This is a genomic window from Pseudomonas sp. DD1 (assembly GCF_044510355.1).
GTDB lineage: Bacteria > Pseudomonadota > Gammaproteobacteria > Pseudomonadales > Pseudomonadaceae > Aquipseudomonas > Aquipseudomonas shahriarae.
Map to the genome: position 1 here is coordinate 323,575 of NZ_MSAJ01000029.1, position 12,724 is coordinate 336,298.

Annotated in this window: 13 protein-coding genes; all 13 read right to left on the reverse strand. The window is 64.8% G+C overall.

From position 1 onward, the window contains the following. Nucleotides 1-27 precede the first annotated feature (27 nt). Genes PSFL_RS17805 through PSFL_RS17865 form a run of 13 tightly spaced genes read right to left on the reverse strand, consistent with a single transcriptional unit; the run spans nt 28 to nt 12,723 of the window. The gene (locus tag PSFL_RS17805) at nt 28-1,254 is read right to left on the reverse strand and encodes a beta-ketoacyl-ACP synthase (RefSeq protein WP_115129347.1); all 1,227 of its coding nucleotides are present in this window, start codon (nt 1,252-1,254) and stop codon (nt 28-30) included. Further along, nucleotides 1,254-1,982 (reverse strand): 3-oxoacyl-ACP reductase FabG, encoded by a 729-nt coding sequence (fabG, locus tag PSFL_RS17810; protein WP_397470332.1) that lies wholly within the window; start codon nt 1,980-1,982, stop codon nt 1,254-1,256. Before fabG ends, PSFL_RS17805 begins: the two co-directional genes overlap by 1 nt. Next, nucleotides 1,975-2,439, reverse strand: a complete 465-nt coding sequence (locus PSFL_RS17815; protein WP_057437248.1) for a hotdog family protein — start codon at nt 2,437-2,439, stop codon at nt 1,975-1,977. Before PSFL_RS17815 ends, fabG begins: the two co-directional genes overlap by 8 nt. Next, nucleotides 2,436-3,602 (reverse strand): beta-ketoacyl-[acyl-carrier-protein] synthase family protein, encoded by a 1,167-nt coding sequence (locus PSFL_RS17820; RefSeq protein WP_115127212.1) that lies wholly within the window; start codon nt 3,600-3,602, stop codon nt 2,436-2,438. Before PSFL_RS17820 ends, PSFL_RS17815 begins: the two co-directional genes overlap by 4 nt. Next, nucleotides 3,599-4,081, reverse strand: coding sequence for a hypothetical protein (locus PSFL_RS17825; protein ID WP_397470333.1), 483 nt, complete (start codon nt 4,079-4,081; stop codon nt 3,599-3,601). Before PSFL_RS17825 ends, PSFL_RS17820 begins: the two co-directional genes overlap by 4 nt. Beyond that, the gene (locus PSFL_RS17830; RefSeq protein WP_170044510.1) at nt 4,078-4,812 is read right to left on the reverse strand and encodes a class I SAM-dependent methyltransferase; all 735 of its coding nucleotides are present in this window, start codon (nt 4,810-4,812) and stop codon (nt 4,078-4,080) included. The genes PSFL_RS17825 and PSFL_RS17830 overlap by 4 nt, the downstream gene beginning before the upstream one ends. A gap of 11 nt (nt 4,813-4,823) precedes the next feature. Continuing rightward, complete coding sequence (locus PSFL_RS17835; protein ID WP_081044168.1) at nt 4,824-6,071, reverse strand: NAD(P)/FAD-dependent oxidoreductase; 1,248 nt, start codon at nt 6,069-6,071, stop codon at nt 4,824-4,826. A 57-nt stretch (nt 6,072-6,128) separates the two neighbouring features. Beyond that, the gene (locus PSFL_RS17840; RefSeq protein WP_397470334.1) at nt 6,129-8,441 is read right to left on the reverse strand and encodes an MMPL family transporter; all 2,313 of its coding nucleotides are present in this window, start codon (nt 8,439-8,441) and stop codon (nt 6,129-6,131) included. Beyond that, on the reverse strand, nt 8,431-9,114 hold the full coding sequence (locus PSFL_RS17845; RefSeq protein WP_225923833.1) for an outer membrane lipoprotein carrier protein LolA: 684 nt from the start codon (nt 9,112-9,114) through the stop codon (nt 8,431-8,433). Before PSFL_RS17845 ends, PSFL_RS17840 begins: the two co-directional genes overlap by 11 nt. Further along, nucleotides 9,108-9,536 carry a thioesterase family protein gene (locus PSFL_RS17850; RefSeq protein ID WP_057958093.1) on the reverse strand — a complete coding sequence of 143 codons (429 nt, stop codon included), beginning with the start codon at nt 9,534-9,536 and terminating at the stop codon, nt 9,108-9,110. The genes PSFL_RS17845 and PSFL_RS17850 overlap by 7 nt, the downstream gene beginning before the upstream one ends. After that, nucleotides 9,529-11,073, reverse strand: coding sequence for a histidine ammonia-lyase (hutH, locus tag PSFL_RS17855; protein WP_057958094.1), 1,545 nt, complete (start codon nt 11,071-11,073; stop codon nt 9,529-9,531). The genes PSFL_RS17850 and hutH overlap by 8 nt, the downstream gene beginning before the upstream one ends. Next, nucleotides 11,054-11,992, reverse strand: a complete 939-nt coding sequence (locus tag PSFL_RS17860) for a glycosyl transferase (RefSeq protein ID WP_115127216.1) — start codon at nt 11,990-11,992, stop codon at nt 11,054-11,056. The genes hutH and PSFL_RS17860 overlap by 20 nt, the downstream gene beginning before the upstream one ends. After that, nucleotides 11,989-12,723 carry a glycosyltransferase family 2 protein gene (locus tag PSFL_RS17865; RefSeq protein WP_057437268.1) on the reverse strand — a complete coding sequence of 245 codons (735 nt, stop codon included), beginning with the start codon at nt 12,721-12,723 and terminating at the stop codon, nt 11,989-11,991. Before PSFL_RS17865 ends, PSFL_RS17860 begins: the two co-directional genes overlap by 4 nt. Nucleotide 12,724 lies beyond the last annotated feature (1 nt).

The following is a 12,724-nucleotide window of genomic DNA, read 5'->3' on the forward strand; positions in this document are numbered from 1 at the left end:
TGCGTTCTCTCCAATCAAATAAAAGGCTTACTGCCAGCGGCGAAAAATCAGCGACGTGTTGACGCCGCCAAAGGCAAAGTTGTTGTTCATCACGTAGTCGTTGTGCATCTGGCGGAACTCGCCGCGCAGGTAATCCAGCTCGCCGCAGCGCGGATCCACTTGATCGAGGTTGAAGGTCGGCACGTACTGGTCGCGGTTCATCATTTCGATGCTGAACCACGACTCCAGCGCCCCGCAGGCGCCCAGGGTATGGCCGAGGAAACTCTTCTGCGAGCTGATGGGCATGCGGCTGCCGAACAGGCTGCTGGTGGCCTGGGTTTCGGCAATGTCGCCTTGTTCGGTGGCGGTGCCGTGGCCGTTCACATAACCGATGGCATCCGGCGCCAGGCCGGCATCTTCGAGGGCCAGCTCCATGGCGCGGCGCATGGTGGTCTGTTCAGGCCGCGTGGTGTGCTGGCCGTCGGCGTTGCTGCCAAAACCAACGATTTCGGCATGGATATGCGCACCACGGGCCAGGGCATGTTCCAGCTCCTCAAGCACCAGCATGCCGCCGCCTTCGCCGATCACCAGGCCGTCGCGACCGCTGTCGTAGGGCCGTGGGCTGGTTTGCGGCGCGTCGTTTTTCAGGCTGGTGGCGTAGAGCGCGTCAAATACCATGGCTTCGGTGGGGCACAGTTCTTCGGCGCCACCGGCGAGCATCAGTGGCAGGCGGCCGAACTTGATCGCTTCATAGGCATAGCCGATGCCCTGGCTGCCACTGGTACACGCGCTGGACGTGGGGATCAGGCGCCCGGTGAGGCCAAAAAAGATGCTGATATTGGCCGCCGTGGTGTGCGGCATCATGCGCACGTAGGAGTTGGCGTTCAGACCCTCGGCCACTGAGTTGAGCAGCATATTGCCGAATGCCTTGATCTCGTCGGTGCTGCCGGTGGATGAGCCGCAGGCCACACCCATGCGCCCATCCTTGATCGACGCATCGCCCAGCAGGCCGGCGTCCTGCAACGCCTGCTCGGCGGCCCACACCGCCAGGCGCGAGACCCGGCCCATGCTGCGCAACTGTTTGCGGGTCCAGTGGGCCGGCACCACAAAGTCGTCAATCGGCCCGGCCAGGCGGGTGTTCAGTTCGCTGAAGCGATCCCACTCGTCCATGCGCCGGATACCGCTGCGCCGGGCGCGGAAGTTGGCGACGATGGTGTCCCAGTCGCTACCCAGGGAGGTCATGCCGGCCATGCCGGTGACTACCACACGTTTCATCAGCACAGGCCCCCGTTCACGGCCAGGACCTGGCGGGTGATGTAGCCGGCTTCGGCTGACATCAGGAAGTTCACCGCACTGGCGACCTCTTCGGGGGTGCCCATGCGTTGCGCGGGGATCATTTTCATCAGTTCTTCCACCGGCACATTCTCATCAAGCATTGCCGTGTCGATCAGGCCCGGGGCCACGCAGTTGACGGTGATCTTGCGCTTGCCCAGCTCAATGGCCAGGGCCTTGGCGGCGCCGATCAGGCCGGCCTTGGACGCGCTGTAGTTGACCTGGCCACGGTTGCCGATAAGCCCCGAGACCGAGGTAATACACACAATGCGCCCGGCCGCACGACGCCGGATCATCGGCATCATCACTGGGTGCAGCACGTTATAGAAACCATCGAGATTGGTACGCATCACCACGTCCCAGTCGTCTTCCGACAACGCCGGGAACGCGCCATCGCGGGTCAGCCCGGCATTCAGCACCATGCCGTAGTAGGCGCCGTGGGTTTCTACGTCGGCTTCAAGGATCTGCTTGCAGGTGGCCCGGTCCGCCACGTCGAATTGCAGTACCCGCGCCTTGCGGCCCAGGGCCTCGACTTCGACCTGTACGGCGTCTGCCTCGGCGCGGCCACTGCGGCAATGCAGCACAATGTCATGGCCGGCCTGGGCCAGGCGCAGGGCGATAGCGCGGCCGATACCCCGGCTGGAGCCGGTGACCAGTACGGATTCAGTCATGACGCGTGTCCTTCGATTCAGCTAAATAGTTGGCCGCCTGGGGCGGTCGAAATACGTTCAGGCGGGCGCTGGCCTGGATCCCGTCGCCGGTCAGGTGGCATTCGAACACACCCATGCCGTTGTCGTCTTCCAGGGAGCGCAGGCCGTGGATGGTCAGTTCGCTGCCGGCGGGAAAGTGCTCGACATTGCATTCGAATTTGCGCGTGCCCAGCAGGAAGCCCAACTCCACTGCTTCGCCGTTCTGGCGTGCGCGGCAGCCGGCATAGGCGGCCACGCTTTGCGCCATCAACTCGACGCCGACCCAGGCCGGCAGGCTGCCGTCAGGGCGGTTGAACAGGCCGCCGGGCTTGACGGTGACGCGGGTGCGGATCTGTTCTTCATCGAACGCCAACACCTGGTCGATCAGGATCATGTCCCCGGCGTGGGGCAGCAGTTCGGCGAGTGGCCAATGGCTCATAGGGCGTCTCCGATAATCAGGCTGACGTTATTGCCGCCGAAGGCAAACGAGTTACTCATCAGGCAGCGTTTTTCCAGGAGGTCGCCGACCTTGGCCCAGCGCAGGGCGGGCAGCGCCGGGTCGGCTTGGCCGTCCCAGATATGGGGCGGCACAGCACCTTCCATCAGGCTCAGCCAGCAGAACGCCGCCTCCAGCGCCCCGGCGGCGCCGAGGGTATGGCCGGTCATGGGCTTGGTCGAGGAACAGGCTACACCGGCGGGGAACAGGCTTGCCACGGCCAGGCTTTCCATGGCGTCGTTATGCTGGGTGGCGGTGCCGTGCAGGTTCAGGTAGCCGATCTGCGCCGGCGCCAGTTTCGCGCTGGCCAGGGCCTTGCTCATGGCCTGCAATGCGCCCTTACCGCTGGGTTCCGGCGCAGAAATATGGTGCGCATCGCAACTGGCGCCGCTACCCAGCAGGGCGATGGGCGCCGGGGTTTTGCTCATCAGGAACAGCACCGCCGCCTCGCCGATATTGATGCCGTTGCGGTTCACCGAAAACGGGTTGCAGCGTTCGCTGGAGACCGCTTCCAGCGAGGTAAAGCCATTGAGGGTCAGCTTGCACAGGCTATCGACCCCGCCACACAGCACCGCATCGCACAGGCCCAGGTCCAGCAGGCGGCGTGCGCTCATCATTGCGCGGGCGCTGGAAGTGCAGGCGGTGGAAATCACATAGGCCGGGCCGCTCAGTTGCAGCCAGTCGGCGAGGAAGTTGGCCGGGGCGCCGAGTTCCTGTTGCCGGTAGTCATAGGCCTCGGGGAACTGCCCTTCGCGCAGGTAATGGGCGATGCCGCGACTGGCTTCATCAATGCCCGAGGTGCTGGTACCCAGCACTACACCGATACGCGAGGCGCCAAAGGTGTCGATCGCCTGCCGGATCGGGCCTTCGATCTGCAAGGCGGCCTCCAGCAGCAGCTGGTTATTGCGACTGCTCTGCTGGGCCAGGTGCGGCGGCAGTGGCGCCAGTTCGCCAGGCACGCTGCCCACCGGCAGTACTCGCTCGGGCACCCAGCCGCTCTCGGCGCGCATACCCGAGCAATCCCCGGCGAACAGATTGCGCCGCACGGCCTGCTGGCCACGGCCCAGGGCGCAGATGATCCCCAGGGCATTGAGGTAGGCGGTCATGGGCTGTTCTCAAGCGCGGTGACGCGATAGTTCAGGTGCTGGCCGGGCATGTTCACGCTGAAGGTCAAGGGGGCGCGGTAGATCACCTGCCAGTGCGGCTTGAGTACCCGGACGCCATCGTCTTCACGGGCTTGGGGGTAGTTGCCGGGCATTTCAGCGGCCGGGGTCAGGGCGAACAGCAGCGCCGCAAACAGCTCGCGGGCCTGGGGGTTGGGCGGTAGCAGGCCATCTGCCTGCCAACGGCCGGCCACCAGCTTTTGCCTGGCCTGGGGGATGCCCAGCGGGTCCATCAGTGACCAGCGCAGGGCCTCGCCTTCGCGCTGGATCACCAGCAACCAGTCCTGGCGCTGGCCGTCCTGCTCGCGCTCGATATGCAATTGCAGGGGCAAGGCCAGGCTCGGTGTATGCACCGGCAGTGGCGGCTGGCTGGCGCACGCGGCCAGCAGCAACAGGCAGCCGATCAACAACGCGCGGATCATGCTGGCGGGCCTGCGAGTGGCTTGCGTGCAACCACATTCACCAGGGTCTCTTCACGCTCGCCAAACGGCTTGGGCTGACGCAGGCCCCAACGCTCCAGCAGGCCGAAGTCAGCCGAGCGGCTCCACCACAGGTACGGGTACGACACATTCTGCGGGCCAAACTCGAAACCCTGGTCGCGGATCATCTCCAGGTACTCGGCGGCGCTTTTCTGCACATGCATCGGGTGGCGGAACAGCCAGCGAATCACCCAGGTGTCGATATAGGCTTCGGTGGACTCGGCAAACAGCAGGTAGCCGCCCGGCTTGAGCACCCGATAGAACTCGGTGAGTGCCCGCTGTTGCTCCACCAGGTGGTGGAAGGTCTGGTGGCAGAACAGGATATCGACACTCTCATCGGCCACCTTGAGGGTTGCGCAATCGCTGCCGATCAACTCGATATCAATGCCCTGGCGCGCCGCTTCGGCACGGCTCAGGTCGAGGCTGTGGGGGTCGGCGTCAAGGCCGATCAGGCGCTGGGGGGCGAACACCTGCTGCAAGTAACGGAACGACTTGCCCTGGCCGCAACCGGCATCCAGCAGCACGGGTGCTTCCGGCAGCGGGGTGCTGAACAGGCTGCGCAGGTCGTTGATTGCCACGCGCAGCACATGATGCTGCCAGGTGTGGCTGCGCAGGAACCAGAAGCCGAATTTGGTTTCTTCGACGTAGTTTTTGCTCAAGTACTCTTTTGACACTGGTGGGCTGCTCATAGGTTTTCTGCCGCACAAATTTCCGAGAGCATCCGCAAGCGGCGCTTGGGTTCGCTGACAAAGGGGTTGCGTTCATCCCAGGCGTAGCCGGCGAGGATCGAACTGATCATGCGGCGGATTTCCGGCGAGCTGCCAGGGTGATAGATCACATCCTGGAAGGTGCCGGCGTACCAGCCTTCGACGTAGCAGCGGAAGGTGTCGACCCCGCGTTTGAGCGGCACCGCGAACTCGGTTTGCCAGTCCACGCTTTCGCCCTTGAGCTGGCGGTGCAAGAGGCCGGCGGCCATGCTGGCCGAGCGCATGGCGATGGTCACGCCGGACGAGAACACCGGGTCGAGGAACTCCGCGGCATTGCCCAGCAGCGCAAACCCCGGGCCATGCAGGGTGGTGACGTTCGCCGAGTAGCCGCCAATGGTCCGGGCCGGGGTATCCCACACGGCATTCGCCAGCACGCTGGACAGGCTCGGGGTTTGTTCGATAAAGCGGCGCAGGCAGGCATCCAGATCCCCATCGCAGCCGGCGAAATGCTCCTTGGCCGCGACCACGCCCACCGAGCAGCGCCCGTTGCTGAACGGGATGGTCCAGAACCAGATATCGCGCTGGGTCGGGTGGGTGGTGATAAGGATCTTGCTGCGGTCGAAGCCCGGATGTTCGATATGGTCCTCGACGTGGGTGAACACCGCCTGGCGCAGCGGGAAGTTCGACGGCGCCTCCAGGTTCAGCAGGCGTGGCAGCACGCGGCCGTAACCGCTGGCGTCGAGGACGAAGCCGGCCTTGATGTGGTATTCGCGACCGTTTTCGCGGCGTACATGCAGGTAGCGGTGGCCGGCGGCGAAATCCACCCCGACCAGGGTCTGGCCGTAACGGATCTCTACGCCTTGCAGCGCCGCCTGATCGGCCAGCAACTTGTCGAAGTCGGCGCGCTGGACCTGGAAGGTCGTGGGCTTGCCGTCGCTGAACGTGTCACCGAAATCAAAGGCGCTGTAGCGCTCGCCCCAGGCAAACGCGGCACCGGTTTTCAGTTGGAAACCGGCGGCGTTGACGGCCTCGAGCATGCCGGCTTCTTCGATAAAGTCGATGCAGTGGGACAGCAGGCTCTCGCCGATGGAAAAACGCGGGAAGTGCTCGCGCTCGATGATCAATACATCATGCCCGTTACGCTTGAGCAGCGCGGCCGCAATGGCACCGGACGGGCCGGCACCGATCACCACGACCTGGCGGCGTTCCATTTCAACTGTGGGCACTGTGGCTCCTTGCCGGGTTGGCGATCATCACATTCAACTCAAAAAAATTAGTGGGCATCATTGCGCATGTTCCTGGCGGCCGGCCCATGGCGCCAGCATAAAGCTGAAGGCCAGGCCCAGGCTGACCGACAGGCCGAAATTACTCACCGCCGGGGTGCTGGACACCGCCAGCAGGCCAAAGGACAGCCAGGTGGTGACGGCTGCCAGCAACGTCCCCAGCAGGCTGACAGCGGCACCGCCGATCTGTTCGCGCATGAGGATTGCATAATCGACGCTGATCGCCGTCACCAGCAGCAGGCCGAACAGGCTGAACAGGGTCAACGGCTGCCCCAGCCAACCGAGGCTGGCCAGGCTGCACAGCGCAGCCAGCAGCGGCAGGGCGACAATCCGCAGCGCGCCGCCCAGGCCAAAGGGCAGGATTAGCAGCAAGACGATCAGTACACAGGACAATAATTTCAATTCGGCAGCGCTGATCTGGGTTGCGGCAAATACCTGGTTCAAGTCGCCGAGGCGGTCCACCAGTTGCACGCCCGGCAGGTCCAGGGCCTGGATGCGCAGCAGCGCCGGGTTGTTCAAGCCTTGCAGGCTGACCATCGCCGCCACGCCGCCATCGACATTGCCCAGCCACAGCAGGCGCCACGGCTCGGCCAGCGGGCCCGCCAGGGCGGCGTCGATGTCGGCGGTGGGCAGCGCCTGCAACTGCGCCAGCTCTGCTTGCAGGGCGCTGGCGGGGATGCCGAGGTCGAGCAGCGGCTGCCACAGGGCGGGCAGTTGATTCAGGGCTTCGCGCAATTGCTGCTGTTCGCCGGGGGTGCTGACCAGTTGATTGAGCGCCAGGTAGCCTTGCAGTTTTTCCATGTGCACCAGTTGATCCAGGCGCAGGCTCAACGCCGCCTGGCGTTCCAGCAACTGCTGTTGATTGTCCGCGCGTACCAGGAAGAACTGGCTGGTGGGCTGGTAGCCGGTAATGCGGGCAATCGCCTGGGCTTCTTGCAGCAGTTGCGGCGGCGCGCTGATCCACTGGCGAATATCGTTCTTGCTGTTCAGCTGCCACAGGCCACCGGCGCAGAACAGCAGGGCCAGCACCAGCAATGCCTGGCTCGGCAGGCGCTTGAGCAGCGACTCACGCACCCCCAGCAGGAACTCGGCGACCCGCAGCGGCCATTGCGCCGGGCGCAGGTCCATGCCGTTGAGCAGCGCCGGCAACAGGCACACCGCCGACAGGTAGGCGCCCACCAGGCCGGCGGCGGAGAACACGGCGATCTGGGTCAGCGCCGGGAACGGCGTCCAGGCCAGGGCCAGGTAGCCGATGCAACTGGTGGCCAGGCTCAGGCTCAGGCCCGGCAGGGTCAGGCGCAAGGCTGGCCAGCTGCGCCAGGGTTGCAGGCTCCAGCTCTTGGACAGGTAGTGCAGCGGGTAGTCGACGGCCACGCCGATCAGGCTCGCGCCCAGCACCAGGGTCATCACATGCATATGGCCGAACAGCGCCACACAGGCCACCGCGCCAAACAGCATGCCCACCAGCACCGGGACAAACGCCAGCAACACCCGCCAGCGACGAAACGCCAGCAGCAACAGCAACAGGATCCCCACTGTTGCGCCACCGCCGACCCAGGTCATCTCGCGGCTGGCTTGTTGTTGACCGTTGGCCGCGTACAACAGGCCGCTGGCGGCGAGCAGTTGCACGCCGTGCTGGGCGGCCTGTTCGCGGCTGGCTTGCAGCAAGTCGGCGACTTGCAGCGGCAGCTTCATATCAAAGGCATTGCCCTGGGTACGCGCACGCAGCAGTACCCAGCTCTTGTCGTCGGCATCGGCGATCAGCGCGCCGCTGCCGATGTCCAGTTGCACCGCGCCGTGTTGTGGCTGGCTGCTCTGGATGCGTCCGGTCAGGCCCAGCCAGTCGTCCTGGCTGGGGACCAGGCTGAAGCCGGTAAAGGGATCGAACAGTGTGTGTACCCGCTCTGCGATAAACGCCGCAGGCTCGCCGATCAACTGTTCGCGGTCCTTGGTCGACAGCATCGCCAGGCGCCCTTGCAGCAATTGCTGGCGCAGGGCGGGCAGGTCGGCTTGCAGGGTCCAGGTGACTTTTTCAAACAGACCGCTGGCCTGCCAGCGCTCGCCCAATTGTTCGGCCATGGCCACCGCCTGCTGACGCTCGGCATGCCCGACCAGCACCAGCATCTCGCGGTTCAGGGGTTCCTGCATGCGCTGCTCGGCCGCCAGCTCCAGGGCGTCCGGGGTGTTACCCGGCACCAGTTCCATCAGGTTGGCCGACAACGGCGCGCCCTGGCGCCATTGCCAGCCGGCCAGGGCCAGCACGGCCACCAGCAGGATCAGGAACAGGCGCGGCAACCAACGCTCACTGGGCAAAGTCGTGTTGCTCCGCGTCGCTCAAAGGTTGCGTGCTGGTACTGTCCTGCATGCGCAACAGGGTGCTGTCGCCTTGGGTTTCCAGCAACTCGATGGTGTGCACCAGTTCGCCGCCGTCGATATTGATTTGGGTGAACACTTGCTTGAGCAGCAGCGAGCGCGGGATCAACGTGAGTTTCCAGGCCTTGGCTTCGCCTTGCAGCTGCAACTCGAAGTCGCGCTGCAAGCCACTGCTGTCGCCTTGCAGGACGGCGAGGAACAAACGGTTCTGCTCGGCGCCGGCGCTTTTGTTCGGCAGCGGCTGCCAACCGTTTGCATCACGGCGGGCAATACCCTGGGCGTTGATGCGGTAGTCCTGCTGCAGCGGGGTTTTCAGCAGCCAGAGCAGGCCGTGGTCCTTGGCCAGGACGAAGGTACCTGTGCTGGTCAGCGGCTGGGGCAGGGCACGCAGGTGTTTTTCCTGGATGAAGTTGCCGTGGATCACCGTAGGCTTGGCCAGTTGATCGCTGAGCTGTTGCAGGTCAAAAGCATAAGCCCCGAAGCTCAGCAACAACCCTGCCGCTGTAGGTGCGAGCTTGCTCGCAAAAAACCTCAGGGCGCTGCGCAGTGTCAGGGCCCCTGGGTTAGCGTTGACGTCCATCGCCGGCAAGCCAGCTCCCACAGGGGTCAGCATTTCAAGGCCCTTTCGACGGCGGTGGTGAACACGGTTGGCGAGGCCAGTTGCATCTCGCGGCTGGCAATTTCTACGGCCACTTGCACGGTGCTGGCGCGGGTCAGGCGCTCGCCGCTGGCAAGGTCGGTGATCAGGTAGTTGACCTTCAAGCGGTTCTCCCACTCCACCAGGCTGGCGCGGACGTTGAGGGTCTGGCCAAAGGTGGCGCCACGCACGTAGCGCAGTTGCATGTCGATTACCGGCCACGCATAGCCGGATTCGAGCATTGCCGTGTAGTTGTGGCCGAGCTTGTCGAGCAACGCGCAACGGGCGATTTCCAGGTACTTCACATAGTGGCCGTGCCAGACCACGTTCATCGTGTCGATGTCGAAGAACGGTACGAGGATTTGTGTGTCGCTGTGCAATACGCCGGGGCTACGCATGCAGCCTCCAGTGTTGCGCGGCGATGCGTTGCAGGCACAGGCGCAGTTCGCCCTCCAGGGCCCGGTCTTCGATCACCGGCGGGAAGTCCTTGGCCAGTGCCTCGTGCATCGCGGCCAGGGCTGGCGGCAACGGCCGTGCATCCTTGACCTGGGCGCGCAACCACACGCCCTGGTTGGCGGCGAGCAAGGTGGCGGCGGCCACTTGTTCGGTCAGCTCCAAGACGCGGATCGCATCGCGGGCGGCGATGGTGCCCATGCTGACCTTGTCCTGGTTGTGGCATTCGGTGGAGCGCGAAAACACGCTGGCCGGCATGGTGTTTTTCAACGCTTCGGCGGTCCAGGCGCTGGTGCCGATCTGCACCGCCTTGAAGCCGTGGTTGATCATTGCGCGGTCCGCCGGGGCGCCCGACAGGTTGCTCGGCAAGCCATGGTTGTAGCGCTCGTCCACCAGCAGCGCGAGTTGCCGGTCGAGCAGGTCGGCGACGTTGGCCACCAGGTTCTTCAGGCTGTCCATGGCAAAGGCGATATGCCCGCCGTAGAAGTGCCCGCCGTGCAGCACGCGTTCGGCTTCGGCGTCGATGATCGGGTTGTCGTTGGCGCTGTTGAGTTCGATCTCGATAAACGAGCGCAACCAGTTCAGGCTGTCGGCCAGCACGCCGAGGACGTGGGGTGCGCAGCGTAGCGAGTAGCGGTCTTGCAGGCGGTGCAGCGGCGCGGTCGGGGCGTCGATCGCCAGGTCCTTGCGCAGCCAGGCTGCGACCTGCATCTGCCCGGGGTGTGGTTTGGCGGCGAACAGGCGTTCGTCGAAGTGCTCCGGGTTGCCTTGCAACGCCACCACGTTCAGCGCGGTGATGCGTGTGGCCAGTTGCAGCAGGTAGTCGGCGCGGGCGAAGGCCAGGCAGGCCAGGCCGGTCATCACCGCGGTGCCGTTCATCAGCGCCAGGGCTTCCTTGGGTCGCAGCACCAGCGGGGTCCAGCCCAGCTCGCGATGCACATCGGCAGCCTGGCGGCGCTCGCCACGGAACAGCACTTCACGCTCGCCGGACAAGGTCGCGGCCACGTATGACAGCGGCGTCAGATCGCCGCTGGCACCGACCGAGCCTTCTTCCGGGATCAGCGGCAGGATGTCGTGTTCAAGAAACGCATGCAGGCGCTCCAGCAGTTCAACCCGCACCCCGGACACGCCATGGCACAGCGACTGTAAACGCGCCGCCAGCACCGCACGAGTGGCCTGGGCGTCGAGCAACTTGCCCAGGCCGCAGCCGTGGAAGGTGTACAGGTGGCGCGGCAATGCCTCGACATGCTGCAACGGCACCGCCACCACGCACGAGTCGCCATAGCCGGTGGTCACGCCGTAGATCACGCCTTCCTTGTCCAGCAGCGAATCGAGGAACTGCGCGCCCTTGGCGATGCGCTGACGGTACCCGGCATCGTCTTGCAGGCGAGTGGGCGCCTGACGGTTGGCCAGGGCCAGCACATCTTCGATGCGCAAAGGGAGTTCGCCGAAGGTTACCGGCTCAAGCAGATGCGTCGTCATCGGTCTTCCAGAAAGGGTAAAAGTTGAACCATTGTTGGGGCGCTTCCAGGCAGAACTGGCCCAGGCGTTCGGCGTAGCGGGCGGCCCAGTGGGCGATCACTTGCGGGCGGTCGCTGCGTTTCCATTCGATCAATTGGGCGAAGGGCTCGATGATCAAACGATAGCGGCCCTGGTGCTTGAGGCACATCAGCAGGTTGACCGGGCATTTGAGCAGCCCGGCCAGCAACCACGGGCCCTGGGGGAAGGCCGCGCTATGGCCGAGAAAATCCACGCGCACGGTGCGCCCGCCATGCAGCGGGATACGGTCGCCGGCAATTGCCAGCCATTCACCGTCGTCCAGGCGCTGGCTGAGCAGCAGCATCACCGCCGGGTCCAGTTCGCTGACCTGGATCAGCCGCAAGTTGCTCGCCCCGGCTTCGCCCAGCAGGCGGTTGAACTGTTCGGCATGCTTGGTGTGCACCAGCACATTCATGGTGACTTTCTCGCCCAGCTCCGCCAGGGCCCGGCACACTTCCAGGTTGCCCAGGTGCGCACCCACCAGCATCTGCCCGCGTTCGCCGCGCAGTTGCCCGCGCAACTGGGCCGGGTCGATGATCTCGATCTGTTCCAGGCGCAGCTTGCCGTTCCATACGTCGAGCTTGTCCAGCAAGGCGTCGGCGAAGGCCATGAATTGGCCGAAGACCTTTTTGTGGCTGGGGCGCAACTCGTCGCGCCCGCTCCAGTCGGCCAGGCGCTGCTGGTATTGCCAGATGCTCTGGCGCGCAGCGCGGCCAAACACGAAAAAGTACAGGACGATGCCATACAGCAGTGGGCTCAGCACCCGGCGCCCGAGGACCTTGGCGGCGAACGCGGTGAGCTTCATCAGCCAGAAACTGCCGCGCTCCTGGCGGTCGGCCCAATGTCGGGTGTTTTCGCTCATGCCTGCCACCGTCGCCAGAGGATCAGCGGCGCGCGCAGCAACATGCCAAAGAACAGCCGGGTGTGCATCGACGAAATCAGCAGGTTGTCGTGGAACATCCGAAAGTGCGACAGGCCATCGGCCGGGTAATGCACCTTGGTCGGCAGCCAGCGCATCGGCTGGTTGCGCCATGACAGGCGCACGAGGATGTCGGAGTCGAAATCCATGCGCTTGCCGATCCGCGCCGAGTCCATCAGCGCCAGCACCGGTGCCAGCGGGTAGATGCGAAAGCCGCACATCGAATCGCGGATCTGTAGCGACAGGCTGTTGATCCACACCCAGACATGGGTCAGGTAGCGGGCGTAGAGGCGGCCCTTGGGCACGCTATCGTCGTATTCGGGGTAGCCGCAGATCACCGCATCGGGGTGAGTGCGCGAGGCGTCGATAAACAGGGCGACTTCGCGCAGGTCGTGCTGGCCGTCGGCGTCCACTTGCAGGGCATGGGTAAAGCCCAGGCGTGCGGCTTCGCGAAAACCGACTTGCACCGCACCGCCCTTGCCCTGGTTGGTGGGCAGGGTGATCAGCGAGACGTTGTCCAGGCTGGCCAGTTGCGCCAGTACGGCGGCGCAGGCGGGGCTGCTGCCATCGTCCACCAGCAGGCAGGGCAGGCCATGCTCCAGCAGGCTGCGGACCACGGCGGGCACGGCGGCTTCATGGTTGTAGACCGGGATCAGGGCGCAGGGGTTATGCATG